This is a genomic window from Actinotalea ferrariae CF5-4, from assembly GCF_000603945.1.
GTDB lineage: Bacteria > Actinomycetota > Actinomycetes > Actinomycetales > Cellulomonadaceae > Actinotalea > Actinotalea ferrariae.
Window position 1 is genome coordinate 1 of sequence record NZ_AXCW01000010.1, and the last position, 21,058, is coordinate 21,058.

17 protein-coding genes and 1 pseudogene are annotated in these 21,058 nt (G+C 74.4%); 9 read left to right on the forward strand and 9 right to left on the reverse strand.

Annotated features, from left to right (window positions below):
* Positions 1–47 precede the first annotated feature (47 nt).
* From N866_RS01930 to rsgA, 4 genes are all read left to right on the forward strand, one after another.
* A complete protein-coding gene (locus N866_RS01930; protein ID WP_034221883.1) occupies positions 48–998 on the forward strand; it encodes an ABC transporter ATP-binding protein in 951 nt (316 codons plus the stop codon).
* Positions 995–1,756, forward strand: a complete 762-nt coding sequence (locus N866_RS01935) for an ABC transporter permease (protein WP_034221886.1) — start codon at positions 995–997, stop codon at positions 1,754–1,756. Before N866_RS01930 ends, N866_RS01935 begins: the two co-directional genes overlap by 4 nt.
* On the forward strand, positions 1,756–2,541 hold the full coding sequence (locus tag N866_RS01940; protein ID WP_034221919.1) for an ABC transporter permease: 786 nt from the start codon (positions 1,756–1,758) through the stop codon (positions 2,539–2,541). The genes N866_RS01935 and N866_RS01940 overlap by 1 nt, the downstream gene beginning before the upstream one ends.
* 133 nt (positions 2,542–2,674) lie before the next feature.
* Positions 2,675–3,694 carry a ribosome small subunit-dependent GTPase A gene (rsgA, locus tag N866_RS01945; protein ID WP_155855156.1) on the forward strand — a complete coding sequence of 340 codons (1,020 nt, stop codon included), beginning with the start codon at positions 2,675–2,677 and terminating at the stop codon, positions 3,692–3,694.
* Positions 3,695–3,797: 103 nt separating this feature from the next.
* On the opposite strand, the gene N866_RS01950 is transcribed toward rsgA, so the two are convergent.
* Positions 3,798–6,458, reverse strand: coding sequence for an ATP-binding protein (locus N866_RS01950; RefSeq protein ID WP_034221889.1), 2,661 nt, complete (start codon positions 6,456–6,458; stop codon positions 3,798–3,800).
* A gap of 186 nt (positions 6,459–6,644) precedes the next feature.
* On the opposite strand from N866_RS01950, the gene N866_RS01955 reads away from it, so the two are divergent.
* The 3 genes from N866_RS01955 to N866_RS01965 all read left to right on the forward strand — a co-directional run bounded on the left by N866_RS01955 (position 6,645) and on the right by N866_RS01965 (position 7,946).
* Positions 6,645–6,824, forward strand: a complete 180-nt coding sequence (locus N866_RS01955; RefSeq protein WP_034221892.1) for a hypothetical protein — start codon at positions 6,645–6,647, stop codon at positions 6,822–6,824.
* Between the two features lie 52 nt (positions 6,825–6,876).
* Positions 6,877–7,551: an SDR family NAD(P)-dependent oxidoreductase gene (locus tag N866_RS01960; protein WP_034221895.1), complete on the forward strand. Its 675-nt coding sequence runs from the start codon at positions 6,877–6,879 to the stop codon at positions 7,549–7,551.
* A gap of 185 nt (positions 7,552–7,736) precedes the next feature.
* Positions 7,737–7,946 carry a hypothetical protein gene (locus N866_RS01965; protein ID WP_034221899.1) on the forward strand — a complete coding sequence of 70 codons (210 nt, stop codon included), beginning with the start codon at positions 7,737–7,739 and terminating at the stop codon, positions 7,944–7,946.
* Positions 7,947–7,994: 48 nt separating this feature from the next.
* Here N866_RS01965 and N866_RS22320 read toward each other — a convergent pair whose 3' ends face one another.
* From N866_RS22320 to N866_RS02010, 8 genes and pseudogenes are all read right to left on the reverse strand, one after another.
* Positions 7,995–8,441 (reverse strand): hypothetical protein, encoded by a 447-nt coding sequence (locus N866_RS22320; protein ID WP_034221902.1) that lies wholly within the window; start codon positions 8,439–8,441, stop codon positions 7,995–7,997.
* A 277-nt stretch (positions 8,442–8,718) separates the two neighbouring features.
* Positions 8,719–9,150, reverse strand: a pseudogene (locus tag N866_RS22750) (EAL domain-containing protein); the annotation flags it as partial.
* Complete coding sequence (locus N866_RS01980) at positions 9,111–9,470, reverse strand: EAL domain-containing protein (RefSeq protein ID WP_034221907.1); 360 nt, start codon at positions 9,468–9,470, stop codon at positions 9,111–9,113. The gene N866_RS01980 and the pseudogene N866_RS22750, both read right to left, overlap by 40 nt.
* Before the next feature lie 230 nt (positions 9,471–9,700).
* The gene (locus tag N866_RS01985) at positions 9,701–12,583 is read right to left on the reverse strand and encodes a bifunctional diguanylate cyclase/phosphodiesterase (RefSeq protein WP_052022258.1); all 2,883 of its coding nucleotides are present in this window, start codon (positions 12,581–12,583) and stop codon (positions 9,701–9,703) included.
* Complete coding sequence (locus tag N866_RS19650; protein ID WP_052022259.1) at positions 12,580–13,212, reverse strand: biliverdin-producing heme oxygenase; 633 nt, start codon at positions 13,210–13,212, stop codon at positions 12,580–12,582. The genes N866_RS01985 and N866_RS19650 overlap by 4 nt, the downstream gene beginning before the upstream one ends.
* Positions 13,213–13,280: 68 nt before the next feature.
* A complete protein-coding gene (locus N866_RS02000; protein WP_052022260.1) occupies positions 13,281–14,537 on the reverse strand; it encodes a sensor domain-containing phosphodiesterase in 1,257 nt (418 codons plus the stop codon).
* 179 nt (positions 14,538–14,716) lie between these two features.
* Positions 14,717–16,291 (reverse strand): allophanate hydrolase-related protein, encoded by a 1,575-nt coding sequence (locus N866_RS22040; RefSeq protein ID WP_052022261.1) that lies wholly within the window; start codon positions 16,289–16,291, stop codon positions 14,717–14,719.
* 73 nt (positions 16,292–16,364) lie between these two features.
* Positions 16,365–17,288 carry a diacylglycerol/lipid kinase family protein gene (locus N866_RS02010; protein ID WP_034221910.1) on the reverse strand — a complete coding sequence of 308 codons (924 nt, stop codon included), beginning with the start codon at positions 17,286–17,288 and terminating at the stop codon, positions 16,365–16,367.
* 104 nt (positions 17,289–17,392) lie between these two features.
* Here N866_RS02010 and N866_RS02015 point away from each other — a divergent pair, with 104 nt between their 5' ends.
* Both N866_RS02015 and N866_RS19655 read left to right on the forward strand, forming a co-directional pair.
* Positions 17,393–18,193: an alpha/beta fold hydrolase gene (locus N866_RS02015; protein ID WP_034221939.1), complete on the forward strand. Its 801-nt coding sequence runs from the start codon at positions 17,393–17,395 to the stop codon at positions 18,191–18,193.
* A gap of 190 nt (positions 18,194–18,383) precedes the next feature.
* Positions 18,384–21,056: an EAL domain-containing protein gene (locus N866_RS19655; protein WP_052022262.1), complete on the forward strand. Its 2,673-nt coding sequence runs from the start codon at positions 18,384–18,386 to the stop codon at positions 21,054–21,056.
* The last annotated feature ends 2 nt before the right edge of the window (positions 21,057–21,058 follow it).

The following is a 21,058-nucleotide window of genomic DNA, read 5'->3' on the forward strand; positions in this document are numbered from 1 at the left end:
AGACGACCGGTGGATCAGGGTTCAGCCGACACCGCAGGAGCGATCTGATGATCAGAGTTGAGTCCTTGGCCCGCGAGTTCAGCGGCAAGGGTGCTCCCGAACCGGTGCACGCACTTCGGGGTGTGTCCTTCGAGGTGGCACCCGGGGAGCTCTTCGGCGTCCTCGGGCCCAACGGAGCGGGCAAGACCACGTTGGTCCGGATCTTGTCGACGCTCCTGACGCCGACGTCCGGTACCGCTCAGATCGGCGGCCTGGATGTCGTCACGGACGCCATGCGTCTGAGGCGCCGGCTCGGCGTCGTCTTCGGCGGCGAGCGTGGGCTGTACGACCGGTTGACCGCTGTCGACAACCTGCAGTTCGCGGCGGAGCTCTACGGCGTGCACCGACGGGAGCAGAAGCGGCGCATCGGGGACGTCCTGGAGCTGGTCGGGCTCCGGAGCAAGGATCGCGCGCGGGTGGAGACGTTCTCCCGCGGGATGCGCCAGCGGCTGCACATCGCCCGGGCGCTGCTCCACGAGCCGGACGTGCTCTTCCTCGACGAGCCGTCGAACGGCCTCGACCCGGTCGCCGCTCGTGAGCTGCGCGACCTCGTGAGGTCCTTGCGCGACGCGGGCACGACTATCCTCCTCACCACGCATCACATGTTCGAGGCCGACCAGCTCTGCTCGCGCCTCGCCGTCGTCGTCGACGGCGGGATCGTCGAGATGGGCACGCCGGCGGCGATCAAGGGACGGGCCGACGTGGGGAGGACCTTCACGTTCGCCGACTACCACGGCGTCGTGCGGGACCGGGCTGTGCTCGATGCCCTGCCCGGGGCGATCGACGTCAGCGACGAGGCGCTGGACGGCTACGTGCGCTGGAGTGTCCGGACCGCGGCCGGGTCCGCCGTCGACGCCGCCATGATCGCGCGCACGCTCGACGTCCCACCGGACCACGTGGTCGGTGAACCCGCCACCCTGGAGGACGCGTACGTCGCCATCGTCAGTGGGGCCCCGTGATCCGCGTGGCGTCCGCCGCGTGGTGGCTGCAGATCCGCCTCCTGACCACGTCGCCGTTCTTCCTCGGCATCGCGCTCATGACGCCCCTCGCGTACCTCGCCATCGCGCTCCTCATCCAGGGTGAGGACGGATCGCCGGCCCGCGTCACGGAGCACGTCATCGGTGCCGGGCTCATGGGTGCGTGGTCCGCGACCCTCTACGGTGCGGGCGAAGCCCTCTACATGCAGCGCTGGACCGGGACCCTGCAGCTGCTCGTCGCCGCACCGAGGAGTCTCGTCGGACCGGTGGTGGGGTTCTCCGCGGCGGCGGTGACGCTGGGCGGCTACTCGGTCGTCGCCGTGTGGGTGCTCGCGCGGTGGGTCTTCGGTGTCTCCCTCACCGTGCAGGACGGGCTCGCGGTGGCCGCCGGGCTCGTGATGTGCCTCCTGGCGCTCAGCGCCATTGGCATGGTCCTCGCGGCGTACTACGTCCTGAGTCGGCAGGCGCTCACGGTCTCGAACATGCTGGAGTACCCCATCTGGATCGCGTCAGGCCTCCTGATCTCGACGTCCGTCCTCTGGTCGCCCGTCGTGTGGGTGGGCAAGCTCCTGCCGTTCGGCTGGGCGGTCGACGTCGTGCACCGTGGCATCGCCGGCGAGCCATACGTCTCGACCCTGGCGATGTCCGTCCTGGTCACCTCGGCGTACGTCGGGCTCGGCGTGTTCCTGCTGCACCGTGTCGACCATGCGGTGCGTCGGACCGGGAGGCTGGGTCTGTGATGACGAACGTCCGCCTGGCGCTCCTCTCGGGTCGCCTGAGCTACCGGGCCCTGTTCTCCTGGAACACGCCGGCGCTGTTCTTCGCCGTCCTCGTGTTCACCCCTGTCCTCCAGATCGTGTTCTTTGTGCTGCTGGGTCGCAGCCTGGAGTACCGCGACGACCTCTTCTTCATCACCGGCAACGCCCTGCTCGGTGCCACGGCCGCCAGCGTGTCGGGGCTGGTGGGGGTGATCGCGGAGGAGCGCAGGTTCGGCACCCTCTCGACGATCCTGGTCTCTCCGGCGTCTCGCGTGGCCGTCTTCGTCGGGCGATTGCTCCCGGGTGTCGTCCTGGCGATCGGTACGGCCGTGTTCACCTCCTGTCTCGGGTTCGTCGCGGTCGGGTGGCCGTACAGCCCGCTCGAGTCCCTGGCCTACCTCGCCGCGATCACCGTGGCTGCGTTCTCCGGCTCGGCTCTCGGACTGACCCTCAGCGCCTTCGGGCTGATCTACCGCGACATCTTCCAGATCGCGACGGCGGCGCAGTTCGCCCTGCTGCTCCTCACCGGTGCGAACGTCGCGCTCGACCGGTTGCCCGAGTGGGCGCAGGGGCTCGCCCTCGGCCTGCCGCTGACCCACGCCGTGGCAGGAGTCCGGGAGCTCACCGCGGCGGGTGTCACGACCACGTTCTGGTCGGCGCTGGGCACGGACGTCCTCGTGGGTGCGTGCTGGCTCGGCGTCGGGCTGGTGCTCATGAACGTCCTCGAGCGAGCGGCGAGGCGTGGGGCTTCGCTCGAGCTCTACTGATCATTCGGCACGGCGGAGAAGAGAGGCTCGTGGATCGCATGGGAAGGACGGTGCGTGACATGTCGGGGACGTTCGAGGCGCGCTTCGTGCCCTCGTCGGGGGATGGCGTCGGTGCATCCCGGAGGCCGGCGTGGTGAGCCTGCCCGCACTCGGGTGGGACGACGACTGGGCAGCCCAGGTCGACGTCGGTGCAGGCCGGGCGCGAAGCGCTGTCGCCCGTGTGTCCAGGGCCGACGCCACAAGTGCTCGGCTGCTGACGCCTGACGGCGAGGCCTCCGTCGCCGCGCACGGCCTGGTGGTGGGTGACTGGGTGGTGCTGGACGGGACGTCGCGCCCCCGGCCCCTGGCGCGACGAACCCTCCTCTCGCGGCAGTCGTCCGGCAGGGACTCCACCGAGCAACCGCTCGCGGCGAACGTCGATGTGGTCGCGGTGGTGGAGCCGATGTGGCCCGAGCCGAACGTTCGCCGGATCGAGAGGATGCTCACGCTGGCGTGGGCCTCGGGTGGACAGCCCTTGGTGATCCTGAGCAAGGCGGACCTCTTCACGTCCGGCGTCCGGAGCGCCGTCGCCGAGGTCGAGAGCGCAGCGCCGGGCGTGGACGTCCTCGCGGTCAGCGCGACGTGCGGTGACGGGCTCGCGGGGATGCGTCACAGGCTGGGCCCCGGCCGGACGTTCGTCCTTCTCGGGCCCTCGGGTGCCGGGAAGTCGTCACTGGTGAACGCGTTGGCCGGGGAGGAGGTCCTGGCCACGGGCGATGTGCGCGGCGACGGCCGTGGCCGCCACACCACCACCCACCGGGAGCTGGTGCTGCTCGAAGGTGTCGGGCTGCTCATCGACACCCCGGGCATCCGTTCCGTCGGGATGACAGCGGACGACGACGGTCTCGCGCGGGTGTTCGAGGACGTCGTCGTGCATGCCGCCGACTGCCGCTACACCGACTGCGGGCATGCTGTGGAGCCGGGCTGCAGCGTCCGGGCGGCCGTCGATGCCGGAGCTCTCCCCGCCGCCCGGGTCGAGAGCTATCTGCGCCTGCAACGAGAGATCGAGCACCAGTCCCGGCGCAAGCGGACCCGGGAGCGCTCGCAGGAGCGGCGGGACACGACCGGCCGGAACCAGGCCAAGGCCATGGCCATGCGCGCGAAAGGCCGCTGACGACGCTGTCTCGACGGGCGCACCGCGGTCCGCGCGGCCCTGGGGTGCTCGTGAGTCCACCTGACCGGCCGCCGCCACTCGGCGTCAGCCGGCGTGCCCGGACCTAGTCGGCCAGCGCCTCATCGAGCGCGGCCGCGACGCCCCGGCCACGGCCCGCCTCCATCGCCTGCCGCCACGCCTCGGTGCCGGTCGCCTCCCGGACGGGACCGATGGCCTCCTCGACCCAGGCGGCATCGACGGGCGCCATCGACAGGTCCGCCTGCTCCCGCAGCTCCGCGGAGGCGCCGATCAGCCGTGCCGCGCGGTGGGCGTCCCCCCGCAGGGCGTGGACGACGGCGAAGAGGTCCAGGACGTCGATCGTGATCTCCAGGTCGTTGAGCGCCACGGCGCTCGCGGCGTGCTCGCGCAGGTGCGCGTGCGCCTCCGACGTGCGGCGGGCGCGCAGCAGCGAGCCGACGAGGTTGATGTGGTCGGCACCCTGGCCCCAGGCGTCCTGGAGCTCCGTGTCGAGCTCGAGGCAGCGGCGCAGGAGCGTGATGGACTCGTCGTGGCGGCCCGCGTCCGCCGCGAGCAGGGCCAGGTTCGACACGGCGTTCACCTCCGAGCGCCGGTCGCCGGACGCGCGTGCCGCGGCGACCGCCTCCTCGGCGAGGGCCGTCGCCGTGTCGGGGTCGTCCAGGGCCCGGTGCACCATCGCGAGGCTGTTGAGCTCGCGGGAGAGGACGGCCGGGTCCCCGGTGGTCCTCGCGTGCTCCAGGCACACGGTGAGCATCTCGCGGGCCCTCTCGGCCTGGCCCTGCTGGAGCACGAACACCCCGAGGCCGTGCAGCGCCGTCATCACCTGGGGGGACCGCCGGGTCCCGGCGGCGTCGACCGCCGCCTGCAGCCAGCGGCGCCCCTCCGCCGGGTAGCCGCACCCGTACCAGAACCACGCGAGGTGCTGCCCGAGCCGCAGCCCGAGCGCCAGGCGCGCCTCGGCGTCGTCGTCGGGCTCCTCCGCGGACGGCGCGAACGCCCAGGCCAACACCGCCCGGAGGTCGTCCAGGTCGGCCTCGATCCGGTCCCGCGCAGCGAGGTGCTGCTCTCCCCGGAGCTCCGCGGCGGCCCGCTCGGCGATCCCGGTGTAGTGCCCGGCGTGCCGCCGCCGCGCCTCGTCGAGCTCGCCGGCGTCGCGGAGCCGCTCGCGGGCGTACCGCCGGATGGTCTGGAGCATCCGGACGCGCGGCTCGCCGTCGCGCCCGTCCCGCACCGTGAGCAGGCTGACGTCGACCAGACGGCCGACGACGTCGACGACGTCCGCCTCGTCGCCGACGACGGCCGCCACGGCCGCGAGGTCGACGGCGCCCTCGCACACCCCGAGGCGGCGGAAGGCGAGGGCGAGGTCCTCGTCGAGCAGGTCGTGGCTCCAGTCGAGAGCGGCGCGCAGGGTCTGCTGGCGCCCCGGGGTGTCCACCGCCGTGCCCACCGACCCCGGCGGGTCGAGGCTGCGGTCGAGCCGGGCGCGCAGGGCGGCGGGGCCGAACAGCTTGGTGCGCGCGGCGACGAGCTCGATCGCCAGGGGTAGTCCGTCGAGCCGGCGGCAGATCTCCGCGACGTCCTCGCGGTTCTCGTCGGTCAGCGTGAAGCCCGGCCGCACGAGCCGTGCCCGCTCGACGAACAGCCGCACCGCGTCGGGCTCCTCGCCGGGTTCCCCCGGCCCCGCGCGGCGAGCGGTCGTGGGCAGGGGGGCGACGGGCACCTCGTGCTCGGCGGCGAGGTGCAGCGGCCGCCGGGAGGTGGTCAGGACACGCACGCCGGGCCCGGCAGCCAGCAGCGCCCGCACGACCTCCGGGGCGTCGGGGAGCTGCTCGAGGTTGTCGAGCACGAGCAGCACCTCCTGCGGGGCGAGGTGCTCGAGGAGCGCCGGGGGTGGCCTGGACTCCCCGGGGACGCCCATCGCGTCGGCGACCGTCGTCCACATGACGTCCGGTGTCCGGGCCTCGGCCAGCGGGACGACGTAGACGCCGTCGCGGAAGTGCTCCTCGACGTGGACGGCGACGGCGAGCGCGAGCCGGGTCTTGCCCGTGCCCGCCGGGCCCGTGAGGGTGAGGAGCCGCACGTCGGGACCGGTGAGCATGCTGCCGAGGGCCTCCAGCTCGGCGGTGCGCCCGACCAGCGACGTCGCCGGCTGGGGCACGGTCGACGGCGAGCCGAGGCTCTTCGGGCGGGGGAAGGCGGACGGCAGCCCGTCGATGCACACCTGGTGGAGGTGCACCGGCTCCGCGAGGTCCTTGAGGCGGTGGCGACCCAGGTCCCGGAAGCGGACGCCGGGCAACGGCTCCCCGGCGAGCAGGGCGTGCGTCGCGTCGGTCACGACCACCTGGCCGCCGTGCGCGCTCGCGGCCACCCTCGCCGCCCGGTGCACGTCCATGCCGACGTACCCGTCCTCGTGCCGCGCCGGCTCCCCGGTGTGCAGCCCCATCCGCACCCGGACCGCCGCGCCGTCGGGCCAGTCGGCGCGGGCGAGGTCGAGCTGGGCGTCCCGCACCGCGCAGACGGCGTCCCGGGCCGTGCGGAAGACGACGAAGAAGCTGTCGCCCTCCGTGCCGAGCTCGTGACCGCCCCAGCGCCGGATCGCCGCCCGGAGCACCTGCCGCTGCCGGGAGACGACCTCGGCGTACCGCGCACCCAGCCGGGCCAGCAGCCGGGTCGAGCCCTCGATGTCGGTGAACACGAGCGTGACGGTGCCCGTGGGCAGGTCCGTACCCGCGGGCGGCGTCGCCATCGGAGGTGCCCCGTTCGCTCGGATCAGGGAGGTCCGCGTCCATTCCAGCACGTCCGGGCGCCGCAGGGGAGGGCGCCGGGCCTGGTCGCGGGGTCCGTCCACCGCCCCTAGCCTGGCCGTGCGGCCTCCACCGGCGGACCGGCGCGGGGCGGTGCTCGTGTCCCCCCGTCCTCAGAGAGGCGCATCATGAAGGTCACGATCAGCTCCGACGACACGCTCGACCGCGTCATCGCCGTCGTGGAGGCGCTCTACGACGTGCGGCTCCAGCAGGTCGGCGACGGCGGTGGAGCGGCCCCCGGACGGGACGCCCAGGTGAGCCTGCCCGAAGAGGAGGAGCAGGGCGCGACGAAGCCGCGCCACGGCTGACGAGCGGGCGCGCGGCTAGTCTCGACCGACACCACCGTGCGAAGGGACCGCCATGCCCACCATCGCGATCGTCGGCGCAGGACCGGGCCTGGGGGCCGCCGTCGCGCGGAGGTTCGGCGCCGAGGGCTTCTCCGTCGGGCTCGTCTCCCGGGACCAGGCCAGGCTGGACGAGCTCGCGGCCCGGCTCGAGGAGGAGGGCGTCACCGCTCGCGGGTATGCCGCGGACGTCCGGGACGGGACCGCCCTGGAGGTGGCCCTCGCGCGCGCTGCGGACGAGCTGGGCCCCGTGTCCGTGCTGCAGTACAGCCCGCTGCCGGCCCGGGAGTACCTGAAGCCGGTGCTCGACCTGACGCCCGAGCTGGCCCTGGACGCGCTGCGGTTCTCGGCGCTCGGGCTCGTCCACGCGGTGCGTGCCGTCCTGCCGGCGATGCGGTCGGCGGGGGAGGGCAGCATCGTCCTGGTGAACGGCGGCACGTCCGTGCAGGCGCGGAGCGGCTTCGCCGGCACCTCGGTCGCGTTCCCCGCCGAGAGCGCGTACGGCGAGATGCTCCACGACGCCCTGCAGGACGAAGGCATCCGGGTCGCCCAGCTGGTCATCCCGGGCGCGATCCCGAAGCTCCGGCTCGAGAACGGCATCGACGACGTCGCCGCACGCATCTGGGAGCTCCACCGGACCCCGGGGGAGTTCCGGACGATGCTCATCCCCCTCGAGGACGGCCGGGAGTAGGGCGGGCGTCAGGAACAACAAGGCTCGAGTCCGACGGCGGCATCGTGCCGCGGCACCCCGGGCGCTTCCTGGGCAGACCCGCGACCTGCAAGGATGCGTGTCATCGCGGGGGGCGATGGTCCCTGGCGGTGCGCCCGCCCGGCGACGGGTGGGTTCGAGCCACCCGACACCGCCAGGAGTCCAGCATGCGTCCTCTCCACCGCACCCCCGCCACCGCGTTCGCCGCCGCCGCCGTGCTCGCCGCCGTTGCCGTCGTCCTGGCCACCGTCGCCGCCGGCGCCGCGTCCGACGGCACCCGGATCGCGCTCCTCGTGGCCGTGGGGGTGCTCATCGCCCTCGCCGGGGCGCTGCTCGCCGTCGGCGTCAGGACAGGGGGCGTCGGCCGGCGCTCGTGACCACGCGCACGACCCAGGGCACGGTCTGAGACGGCGGGGCCGACGCGCTCACTCCGCGGTGTGCGACCGCCGCTTCCTGAGCCGGGCCGCGAAGCCGTCCAGGGGCCCGGGGCGACGGTCGGAGGTCTCGGCATCCTCCACGTCGTCGTCGACGGCGGGGGGCGCGACGGGTGCCTGCGGTGGCGCGAGGGCCCGGTGGGAGGACCCCTCGGGCGGCACGCGGCAGATGAGGTACTGGGCGATGCGGTCCACGATCCAGGGGTCCTGGCTCATGTGGACGCTCAGCAGCCCGCTGGTGCGGTCGGGGACCGCGAGGGCGGCCACGGCGAGCGACTCGGTCATCAGGACGAGGAAGCGCCGGCCGGCCAAGGGGTCCGCCGTGTGGAGCGCCACCCCGCGCATCCCCTCGCGCGGCTCCGGGGCCTCGCCGACGGCGAAGGACGCCGCCAGACCGGCTCCCGCCGCCAGCTCGGACAGGCCGGGGACGCCGTGCACGGAGGAGGGCCTCCTCCTGCGGCGTCTCCTCCGGGAAGGGGTGGCCGAGGCCCACGAGGACCACGGGACGCGACCGGGCGGTCATGGCGCGCTCCACGTACACCGCGCAGGCGTCGTGGAACGTGGTCTCGTCGACGTGCCGCGGGGGCAGGGCGGTCAGCGCGTCCCACGGTGACTCCGGCATCTCGCCGATCGGCTCGCGGGCGCCGATCAGCGGGATGACCTCGCGGGGCGGTCGCTGCGCGGCGGGCAGGGCTGCCTCCGTCCCGATGGCGCGTCCCTGGCCGTAGACGGCGCCCAGGGCGCGCGCGAGGCGCTCGTCGGCCACGGACTCGATGCCCTTGACGACCAGGCTCGCGCCCGTCGCCTCGACGTGCCGGGTCGCCGCGACGACGGCCCCGGCGGTGACGGGAACGTCGGACCGGGCGCGCAGCCGGCGCACGTCGATCTTGACCACGTCGGGGGCCAGCATGGGCAGCAGGGACAGCCAGCCCGTGCTCTCCCCGACGTCGTCCACCGAGACGCCCCAGCCGACGGACCGCGCGTGGTCGATCGTGCGGAGCAGCCCCGCGGGGTCGGTGCGCAGGCTCCAGTCGTTGACCTCGATGAAGACGCGCAGCGACGCCTCCGCGCGGGAGATCGGCCCGACGAGGTCCGGCGGGCACGCGCTCAGCGGCGAGCCCGTCTCCACGTTGAGGAAGAGCGCCATCCCGGGCGGGAGTCCGCCGCCAGGGCGGCCTCCAGCGCGGCGGAGCGGCACAGCCAGTCGAGCTCGGTGACGCGGTCCGCGGCGCGGGCTGCCTCGAACAGCGGGAACGGGCAGTGCAGCGGCAAGTCCTGCGGGCCGCGCGCGAGGGCCTCGAAGCCGACGACCTCGCCGCTGTCGAGCACGGCGATCGGCTGGAACACCGGGACGACGGCGCGGGCCTCGAGCACCGCGCCGACCGCGGCGTGCGGGTCGGGTCCGGCAGGGACGGCGGGCTCGGCCGGCCCGGACCAGGGAGCCGGCCAGCCCGGGACGTCGGTCACGGCGCACCGTCCGGGAGGTCCGCGCCCCAGGCCCCGGCGGACCGGCGGGTGCGGACGGTCGGTGCGGGGTGGGGGGCGACGACAGGCATGGCGACCGCCTTCTGGCTCGAGGGCGACAGGGGTTCCCATCCTCCCGTACACGGGTGGCGTCGTCCGCCTCCGGGGCTGCGGCAAGAGGGTGATCCTGCGTGGGTGTCAGCCTGCCGGAGCAGCGCCCGGGCCGACGGCGCTCACGCCTCCTCGAGCGTCGTCAGGTAGCGGTCCACCTCCTGCGCGGGCATCGGCCGGCCGAGCAGGTAGCCCTGCACCTTGTCGCAGCCCAGGCGGCGGACGACGGAGAGCTGCTCGTCGGTCTCCACGCCCTCGGCGACGGTGGTGAGGCCGAGCTGGTGCGCCAGGCCGACGACGGACGCGATGACCGTCGCGTCGCCGTGCCGTCCGGGCAGCCCTGCCACGAACGCCCGGTCGATCTTGAGCTCGTGCACCTCGAGCCGCGTGAGGTAGGCCAGGGAGGAGAACCCCGTGCCGAAGTCGTCGATCGACAGCCGCACCCCGCGCTCGCGCATGCGGCTGATGAAGCGCCGGGTGACGGCGTCCGCGTCGAGGAGGGCGCTCTCGGTGATCTCCAGCGTGAGCGCCTCGGGCGGGACGTCGTGCCGGCGCAGCGCGTCGGTGACCGCCTCCTCGAGCCGCACGTCGCCCACCTGCACCGGCGAGACGTTGACGGACAGGCCCAGGTCCTCCAGGCCGGGACGGCGCCGCCAGTCGGCCAGAGCCGCCAGCCCGACGTCGAGCGCCCACTCGGTGAGGGGCGCCATGAGGCCGGTCGCCTCCGCGACCGGGATGAACTCGGCGGGGGAGATCATGCTCCGGCCCGCCATGGGCCACCGGCTCAGCGCCTCGAAGCCGCGCAGCGAGCCGTCGGCGAGGAGCACCGGCTGGAAGTGCAGGGCGAGCTCGCCGTGTTCCAGCGCCGGTCGCAGCCCGACCTCGATCTCGACCCGGCGCAGGCTGATGTCGCGCAGCTCGGCGGTGAAGGACGCGGCGGCGTTGCGCCCCCCGTTCTTGGCCCGGTACATGGCGGTGTCCGCGTCGCGCAGCAGCTCCGCGGGCGTCGTGCCGGGCCGGTCGAGGGCGACCCCGGCGCTCGCGGTGACGGTCATGACCCGCTCGTCCAGGACGAAGGGCCGCTGGAACTCCTTGACGACCAGCTCGGCGAGCTCGCCCGCCTCGGTCTCCGTCACCCCCTCGCTGAGGACGACGAACTCGTCGCCACCGAGGCGCGCGACGGTGTCCTCGGGCCGGGCGACGGCCCGCAGGCGTTCCGCCGCCTGCCGCAGCACGCTGTCCCCGCCCGCGTGGCCGACGGAGTCGTTGACGAGCTTGAAGCGGTCCAGGTCCACGAACAGCAGGGCGACCTGGCCGCGGTCGGACTGGGGGCGCGCGAGGCACTGCTCGAGCCGGTCCAGCAGCAGCCCGCGGTTGGGCAGCCCGGTCAGCGGGTCGTGGAGCGCGAGGTGCGCGAGCCGGTCGCGAGCACGGGCCAGCAGCAGCTCCGGCACCGCGTCGGCCAGGGTCTCCGCGGCGTCGACCTCGGCCTGGAGCCAGGGCCGGCTGCGCCCGCGCACCTCCTGGACCCACTCGGCGAAGGACTGCCGGGGTCCCCGCGCGCCCAGGCCCGGGAACCCGGGGACGGGCATGGCCGCGGTCCCCTTGGACTCCTCGGGGTCCCCGCCCCAGCTCACCGTCCGCAGGTACTCCCCGCGGAACCACAGCACGTAGTCGCCCCATCCCGGCGACAGCGGGAGGGCCAGGACGCCGGCGGCCACGGCGGCCAGCGCGTCGCCGTCCGGCAGGAGGGGAAGCAGGTCGTCGCTGACGAACGGGGTCGAGTCGGGCAGCGTGCGCAGGTGGGCCAGCAGCGCGTCGACGGCGGGTCCCGGCGGCACGGTCCCCGTGGCCGCGGTGCGGCCGTCGATGCGGGCGATCGCGCCGTCCGCGTCGACGAGGGCCAGCGGGGACGGGTCGCCCTCCACCAGGGCGTTCGCCGGGCTGTCCGCGGCGGACATGCGTGCCACGAGCTCACCGCCGACGTCCGCGAGCCGCGCCCGCATCGCCGCCCGCTCCTGGTCCTCCTTCGCGACGACCTGCAGCGAGAAGAGCTGGCCCAGGAGCCGGCACGCGGCCTGGACCTGCGCACCGATCCGCTTCGGTGCCGTGTGGTGGCACGCGATCAGGCCCCAGAGCGTCGTCCCGCGCATGAGGGAGATCGTGAGCGTCCCGCCGACGCCCATGGTGCGCAGGTAGGCGAGGTGGAAGGGCGAGACGCCGCGCAGGGAGGCGTGGCTGAGGTCCAGCGGCTCCTCGCCGCCGACGATCGGGACGGGCACGTAGCCGACGTCCGCCACCACCCGCAGGTGGTTCAGCAGGTACAGGCGCCGCGCCTGGGGAGGGATGTCGGCGGCGGGGTAGTGCAGACCGAGGTACGGCTCCAGCCCGGGCAGGCAGGACTCGGCGACGACCTCGCCGTGCTCGTCCGGGTGGAACCGGTAGACCATGACGCGGTCGTACCCCGTCAGCCGGCGCACCTCCTCGGCGGCGGTCTCGCACAGGCCCTGCACCCCACGGCTGCCCTGGAGCGCCTCCATGGCGTGCCGGACGTCCTGGAAGAGCGTCGACATCGACGGGCTCCAGGCGTCTTGCGTCTGCTGCAGCTCCAGGAGCAGCAGCCCCTCGTGGCGGTGCCAGGTCAGCTCGAACGCGCCGGCGGCGACGTGCGCCGGCAGCGGGTCCGCGCCGGACGCGCGGGGGTCGGCCAGGACCTCGCGCAGCCGGTCGAGCAGGTCCCCGTCGAACGCCCGCGCCAGCGGGCCGCCGACGAGCTCTTCCGCGGGCACGCCGAGGTGGACGGCCGTGTTCGCGCTCGCCCGGTGCACCGTGAGGTCGTGCTCGTCCACGGCGAGCAGGACGCCGTGGTCCTGGATCGCCCCCGGGCGGTGGATGGGCTCGACGTCGCAGCCGACCAGCGTCAGGCCGCCGTCGAGGGCGTCGACGGGCTCCGGGGCGGACGTCGCCGCGGACGGCGGACGCCCCGTCGTCGGTCCGGCCGTCATCGCGGCGGCACCTCCGACCGGAGCCAGCCCGCGAAGAGGGCGAAGCCCGCCTCGGCGGCCGCCACCACGTCGTCCGCGGCGTCGGGGCCCAGCCCGTCCAGTGCCGTCCGCAGCGAGCGCCACCGCCCGCCCAGGTCGGGCCCGTCGGCGCCGGTGAAGAACGCGACGGGCAGGTCGGCGCCCAGGCGCCGCAGCGCCCGGCGGGCGATGACCCGGCCACCGAGCGCGGACCCCTCCAGGACGTACAGCCAGCCCAGGGCCTGCGGGAGGTCCCCGAGCACCGGCGGCGTCACCTGGGCCGTGCCGGACCCGTCGTGGGGGCGGCCGAGCACGGCCAGGTCGACGTCGAGGAGCCCCGCCCGCATCCGGGCCGCGACGTCCAGGCCCTCCGTCGCCGACCGGCTCTCCCAGGCCACGAGGGCCTCCTCCAGGGGGACGTAGTAGCCACGGAGCCGCACCAGCAGGCGCGCGTAGGCGTCGCGGCTCGCGAGCCGTTCCTCCAGGGCCAACGCCTGCTCGGCGCGCACGTGCGCCTTGCGGGTGCGCTCGCGCACCGTCTCGGACACGGACGTCGCAAGGGTGCGGGAGCGCCGGACGTGCCCGACCGGCGCGGTCGCTGCTGTGGCCACGTCGGAAAGATCGACGACGGTGGCCGCCGATCAAGGCAGCGAACGGGTGATCCGCGCGCCGGGGTGGGTCAGACCGCCGAGGTGAGCCGCCCGATCATCGCGTGGTGCACGGCGGTGACCAGGGCGCGGTCGTGCGTCACCGCGAAGTCGAACTCCCGGTCCATGTCCGTCCGCGCGTCGCCGTCGTGCTCCCGCGCGACCAGCGCCACGCTCTCGTGGGCGCCGAGGACGCTCACCGTCCACTCCCGGGCCAGAGGGTCGTCCGGGCGCAGGTCGGCGCCGCGGACGCCCGGCGCCGGCTCGCACGGGACGTCCTCGCCCAGGACCGCCACGAACGGCAGGCGCTGCGCCAGCTCGACGTACCGGGACAGGCTGAAGGGGCTGAGGTTGCGGCGGTGCTGGAAGCTCGAGAGCAGGACGGGCGGGACCGGGGCCGCCTCGGCGGTCAGCTCGAGCGTCCGCGTCAGGGGCAGCAGCAGCCGCTTGGGGGCACGCTCGACGCTCCTGACCTGGGCGACGATCTCGAACGGGCTGGCGGTGAGCGCCTGGCCGACCGGCTGCGGGTGCAGCGGGCGCGCCGGCTCCGCGCCGACCCTGCCGGGCTCGTCGGTCGGGCGGCCCCAGAGCCAGCCCTGGCCGAGGGTCGCGCCCAGCACCCGGGCCTTGACCCGGTCCTCGGGGGTCTCGATGCCTTCCGCGACGACCTCCGCCCCTGTCGCCTCGGCGTAGGCCCGGATGGCCCCCGCGATCATGACGGTGGCGGGCCGGGAGGCGTGGCGCAGGAGCCCGAGGTCGAGCTTGACGACCTCCGGGCGGAGGATCGGGATGAAGGCCAGGGACTCCTTCTCCGCACCGACGTCGTCCAGGGCGATCGAGCACCCCGCCCGGCGCAGCTCCTCGGCGCCCGCGAGCACACCGGCCGGGTCCACCGCGAGCGCGCGCTCGGTGATCTCGACGACGACGGACGTGCGGGCCACCAGCGGCCGCAGCGCCTCGACCAGCGCGGCACGGCCCGCGCCTAGCGTGGCCGGCTCGACGTTGATGAACACACTGCCGGTCCCGGACTGCCGCGAGGCCCCGGCGACCGCGGCCGTCACGGCCGCCAGGTCGAGCTCGACGAGCCGGCCGGTGGCCCGCGCCTCGTCGAGCAGGTCCAGCGGCGACTGGCCCGTGCGGGGCCCGTCGCCCCGCATGAGGGCCTCGTTGCCGATCGCCCGGCCGGACGCCAGGTCGACGAGAGGCTGGAAGACGGCCCGGACCTGCCACGCGTCGGGCGTCGACGTCGTCGTCGGCCGACGCTGATCCACGGGGATGGGGGACTCCACGCCGGACGGATCGGGCGCGACCGCCTGATGTTGAGGCGCGGTGCCGAGGCGACCGGGCGAAATAACACGGCCCCTGCGGGCCCTGCGGCTTCCGGTGGGGCGGTCACGGCGGGAGGGGGCGCGCGCGGTGCAGCCCGGTCACCCTCAGGTGACCGGGCTGCACCGGTGGTGGGACGGACTCAGTGCGCGCTCGGCGCCGTCGCCGCCCGGTACTGCCGCCACCCGCCGTGGTGGGTGATCTCCGGGTGCGTCTCGGCCAGCTCGCGTCGGAAGAGGATGCCCGGGACCATCCGGCCGTCCGCCAGCTCGACCGCACCGCGGTACAGGCCCGGCGGCTCCCCCTCGATGACCTTGAGCAGCACCTCCGGCGGCACCTGGTAGAGCTCGCCGTCGATCGCCGCGCCCTCCTCGTCGTCGCCGACCCGGTACATGCCCGGGTGCACGTCGCCGATGGTGTGCACGCGGTACCGCGGCGCCGTCGTCGTCTCCTCCAGGAGCTCGGCGCCGGAGAGGTTGCCGTGCAGCTCCAGGCCCCGCATGAGGGTGCCGTTGACGAAGAGCAGCTCGTCGTCGAGGGCCGCGTCCGTCTCGTGGCGCAGGCTCCAGCCGAAGCCGGCCAGCAGGGCGGCGAGGAACAGGTAGCCGAGGGTCACGCCGGGCGAGGCGTTGATGCCGACCTCGACCGCGTTGATGAGGCCGAAGAAGGACAGCACCGCCGCGATGCCCGCCGTCAGCGCCGCGGCGTACATCCGCCGGTCGATGACGAAGCACGCGATGGCGCCGAGCAGGATGCCGACGAGCACCGCGCCCTGGCCGAGCAGCAGCAGGCCGTCGTAGACGACGCCGTTGGCGATGAGCGTCTCGGTGCCGACCTCGCCGGCGTTGGTGCCCGCGGCGGCCAGCGCGTTGTTGATCTGGCCCGTCGCCCACTCCGCGAGGCTCGGGATGACGGCCAGCACGATCGCCGCGGCGTAGCGGCGCGGGTTGACGTTGAACGCCTGGGCACCGATGACCAGACCGATGTAGAGCAGGACCGGCACGAGCGCCTGCATCGGGAAGATCGCGAGGAAGGTGCCCACGAGCCCGGTGAAGCAGACCACGGCGACGACGACGCCCGTGGCGAGGGAGTAGCCGACGCGGCCGCCGACGGCCTTCCAGCCCGGGTGGCCGATGTAGACGGCCGGCGGGAAGGGGGAGCCGAGGAACGAGCCGACGACGGCGCCGAGGCCGTCCGCCGCGAGGACCTGGCGGGTGGAGTAGCGGTCGCCGGCGGCGGCCGCGGACTCGACGTTGGTCATGCCCTCGGTGAAGTTGTAGATGCCGAGCGGGATCGCGGAGGCCAGGAGCGGGGCGATGTCCTGCAGGCCGGTGACGACGTCCGTCGTCGGGAACGGCAGGTGCAGGGCGAGGTCGCCGAGCGACTGCGCCACGGCGCTGGGCTCGAGGATGCCCGACCAGCCCGCCGCGACGGCGATCCAGGCGATGGCGGTGGAGACGATGACGGCGACGAGGCCGACCGGTGCGTCGAAGGGCATGCGACGTCCGCCGAGCCAGCCGACGAGGATGAACCCGAACGCGACCAGCGCGATCCACGGGGCCTGCCACATCTGCGCCGCGGGGCTCATCGAGATGAACGTGATCGAGATGCCCGCGAGGGCGCCGAGCAGGGCAGCCCGCGGCGTCCACCTCCGGATCCATGGGCCGAGAAGCACCGGCTCCAGCGGATCGCCGACCTGCTCGGCGCAGACCTGCACGACCCGCGCACCCGGCTCTCCCTGGCGCTCGCGCCGGAGGCCCGACGCCTGGTCGCCGCGACGTCCTGAGCCCTCACCCTGTGGGGTCGGCGGTGTCGGAGTGCGGCACGCGGACCCGGATCGAGCGCGGGTGCGCCTCGATCTCGAGCATCCGGGTGGGCTTGCGGTCCCCGCCGTCGACCTCGTAGGGCACCGGCCGCCCGAACTGCAGCACGACGTCGTGGCCCGACGACGTCCGCAGGAACGGGGAGTCCTCCGCGCGGCCGAGCACGGTGCGGGCGACCGCCCGGACCATCTGCAGGGGGCCCTCCGCGGTCACGACGCCCACCTCCAGCACGCCGTCGTCGGGGTCGGAGGAGTCGAAGACCTCGAGGCCGCCGACGCCGCCGGGGACGTTGCCGATGAGCACGGAGGTGCTCTTCCCGCGGAACACCCGCTCGCCGTCGACCTCGACGTCGACGTCGAACGCGTCGAAGCCCGCGTGCTTGACGCCGGTGTAGACGTAGGCGGCGCGGCCGATCTTGTCCTTGAGGCCGCTGCCGGCGTCCCGGACGAGCAGGGCGTCCATCCCGGCACCGGCCACGACCGCGAAGTGCTCCCCGTTGACGGTGCCGGTGTCGAGCACGCGCGTCGCGCCGTCGAGCGCGACGCGTACCGCGTCCTTGGGGCTGTCCGGCACCCGGAGGGCCGAGGCGAGGAGGTTGCTGGTGCCGGCGGGGATGATCGCGAGGTCCACGTCCCTGCCGGCGAGGGCGTCGACGCAGCGCTGGACGGTGCCGTCCCCACCCCAGGCGATGACGACGTCCGCCCCCTCGCGGGCCGCCCGGCGTGCCTTCTTGCGGGCCTTGCGGCTCTTGGGCACCTCGTACCAGAGCGGCGCGTCGACGCCCGCCGCCCGCAGCGCTGCCCGCACCCGACGGCGGTCCTTGTCCCGCACCTTCTTCTTGTGCAGGACGACGGCCACGGTCGGCACGTCCAGCCCTCCGCGCTGCCCCATGTCCCCACCTGCTCCCGGGCACCGGCGCCCACGCCCACTATCCAGCCGATCCGTCCCCGCCGCTGGCCGATCGCGGCCCGGAGAGACGCTTAGGCTCGGTGCTCGTGACCGGCAGCCCTTCGCCCCTCAGCACGACGACCGTCGGCGACGCCGGGGTCCCGGTGGTGTTCCTGCACGGTCTCTTCGGCCAGGGGCGCAACTTCACCCAGATCGCCAAGGACCTCCAGCCGGAGGCGCGGTCGCTGCTCGTCGACCTCCCCAACCACGGCGGCTCGGCCTGGACCGACCGGTTCGACTACGTCGAGGCGGCGGACCTCGTGGCGGAGCACCTGGCGGGCGGCGTCGCCGCCGCGGGTCCGGTGCACGTCGTCGGCCACTCGATGGGGGGCAAGGTCGCGATGGTGCTCGCGCTGCGGCACCCGGACCTGGTGGACCGGCTCGTGGTCGTCGACATCGCCCCGGCGGCCGGCGGGTCGCTCGGGGAGTTCGAGCACCTCCTGGACAGCCTCGCGGCCCTGGACCTGTCGACCGTCACGCGCCGCTCGGAGGCCGACGAGCAGCTCGCCGAGCACGTCCACGACGCCCGGGTGCGCGGCTTCCTCCTGCAGAACCTGCGTCCGGACGGCGGCACCTTCCGCTGGCGGGCCAACCTGGAGCTGCTGCGCCGCGAGCTGTCCACGATCGGTGGCTTCCCCGACCTGGGCGACGCGACCTTCGACCACCCGGTCCTGTGGCTCGCCGGGGAGCGGTCCGACTACGTCCGGCCCGAGCACGGACCGACCATGCGCCGCCTCTTCCCGCGGACCACCCTCGTCACCGTGAAGGGCGCGGGGCACTGGGTGCACTCCGAGCAGCCCGACGTGTTCGTCACGGCGCTGCGGACGTTCCTCCTCGCACCGGGCTGACCGCGGCCGACCCGCGCAGTCGCGCCCGCCGCGGTGCCGGATCCGTCCCGATCCACCCCGTCTGGATGATCCGCCCGAGAAACGATCAATCCCCGGGCGAGCGTGCCGAACATTGCACCAAGGGGATGACGGGACGGTGCGAGAAGGGCGAGCTGCTGTGCGATCCGAACTCGCAGGGGAGAAGTCTGCGGTGGCGCCCCCGGCGCTCCTCCGCTCCCTGGGCATGCTCGGACTCATGGTCCTGGCGCTCCTCGTCGGCCGAGCCATGCGCGTGCCGGGGACGGACTTCTCGCTGCTCTGGCCCGCGGTCGGGGTGGCGGTGTGGTGGATGCTGGGGCGGCGCCCGATGCGCGTGCATGCCCTGGACGCCACCCTCCTCGTCCTCGCCGGGACCGCGGTCAACCTGGCGACCGGGGCACCTGCTGCCGTGGCGGTCACCTTCGCCTTCATCAACCTGGTGCACGGCGTCCTGGGCGCGGTGGTCCTGCACCGGACCGGGGTCGTGCGCCGGGGGCTGACCGGCGTGGGCGGCGTGGCGGCCGTCCTCGGCACGGCGGTGGCCGCCGGGGTGGTGAGCGGTGCCCTCTCGGCCGCCGCCGGCGCCCTGCTCTACGGCTCGGACCCGTTGGCCACACTGAAGATGATCACCCTGCGCAACGTCGCGGGCACGTTCCTGCCGCTCCTGGTCGTGCTGGCGATCCTGCGTCCCCGGCGGTTCCGGGAGCTCCTGGGCGGGGACCGTCGCGGCGAGTGGGTCGCCGCCATCGCTGCCGGGTCGCTGGCGTACGCCGTCGTCTTCGGGATCCTGCCGGGCATCCCCATGGCCTTCTCGGTCATGCCCCTCTTCGTGTGGTTCGGGGTGCGCCTGGGGCTCGCGCGCACCGTGGCGCTCACGGCGGCCCTGGGGATGGCCAGCACGGTGCTCACGGTGGGCGGGCAGGGCACGTTCTCCTCCGTCGAGTCACCCATGATCCGGTCCGGCGTGATGCAGGGCTTCCTCGTCGTCAGCATGCTGGCCGGGGCGTCGCTCGCCGCGTCGCAGGAGTCGAGGAACCGGGCGGCGGCGGCCCTGGCGGAGGCGAAGGCGACCATGACCGCGCTCATCGACGCGGCCCTGGTCGGCAACAGCGTCGTGATCGTCGAGGGCGAGCACGTCGGGCGGCTCGTCCTGCCCAACCCGTCCCTCCAGCGGCTGCTGCGCACCCCACCGCTTCCCCTGCCCGGCGCGGCCAGGGCCGTGGAGGAGGCGACCTGCTGGCTGTCGTACCTGTTCCCCGAGGACGTGCCCCGCGTGCGGGCCGTGCTGGACGACATCGCGTCCGGGAGCATCACGGAGTGGTCCGGGGAGCTGCCGCACCGCCGGTCCGACGCCTCGATCGTGTGGGCGCAGGTCCACCTCTCGGTCCTGCCCTCGGGTCTCGCGCCGTCCGGTGCGCCGGGTGCCGAGTGGCTCGTGGACGGGACCGACGAGGCCGTCGACGACGCGCCGCCGGCTGCGCACAAGGCCGCCGTCGTGCAGTTCCTGGACGTCACGGCCCGTCGGGACGCCGAGGAGCAGCTCACGCATCTCGCCCTCCACGACGGGCTGACGGGGCTGCCGAACCGGGTGCTCCTCCGGGACCGGATCGAGCTCGCCCTGGCCGCGTCGGAGCGGTCGGGGACGTACGTCGCCCTGGTCTTCCTGGACCTCGACCACTTCAAGTCCGTCAACGACTCGCTCGGCCACGACGCGGGCGACCTGGTCCTGGCGGAGGTCGCGCGGCGCCTGGCCCGCGTGGTGCGTCCCACCGACACCATCGCCCGCATCGGCGGCGACGAGTTCGTCGCGTGCTACCCCGAGGTGCCGGGACGGGAGGAGGCCGAGGTCCTCGCCGAGCGGCTGCTCGCGGCCGTCACCGAGCCGGTGTGGCTGGGCGACCGGTTCGTCCCCGTCGCCGCGAGCGCGGGGCTCACCCTGTCCGGGTACGGCGACGACGCCCCCACGCTGCTGCGGCAGAGCGACGCCGCCATGTACGCGGCGAAGCGGGCCGGCCGGGGACGGGTCGCGTCGTTCGACCAGGCGCTCGAGGCGCGGGCGAACCGGCACCTGACCCTCTCGGGCGAGCTGCGCGAGGCGCTGGCGAAGGACCAGTTCGTCCTGCACTACCAGCCCATCGTGGACGTGGCCACCGGCGCCGTGACCGCGTGCGAGGCGCTGGTGCGCTGGCAGCACCCGCACCGGGGTCTGCTCGCCCCCGGCGACTGGCTGGACGTCGCGGAGGAGAGCGACCTCATCGTGCAGCTGGGGGAGTGGGTGCTGCGCCGGGCCACGCAGGACATGGCCACGGTGGCGGAGACCATCCGGCCGCTGAAGGTGCACGTCAACGTCAGCGGCCGTCAGCTGGCCCGCCCGGGACTGGTGCGTCAGGTGGCCACGGCGCTGTCCGACAGCCGGCTGCCCGCCCACCTGGTGGTCCTGGAGCTGACCGAGACCCACCTGCTGGAGATCCACGGGAGCCTGCTCAACGACCTCGGGCGGCTGCGGCAGATCGGCGTGGAGCTGTCCGTCGACGACTTCGGCACCGGCTTCAGCTCCCTGACCCAGCTGGTCAAGCTGCCGATCGACTCCGTGAAGATCGACCGCAGCTTCGTCTCCGGTGCCGCCGCGGACCCCAAGGCCGGGGCTGTCGTCCGCGGCGTCCTGGGCATGGCGAACGCGCTCGGGCTCGCCGTCGTCGCCGAGGGCGTGGAGACGCCCGCGCAGGCGGCGTTCCTCGAGCGGATCGGCTGCCCGTCGGCCCAGGGCTTCCTGTGGTCGCCGGCGGTGGACCTCCAGCGCCTCCGGGCCCTGCTCGCGGACGGCACGCGGCTCGTCCCGCTGTGAGG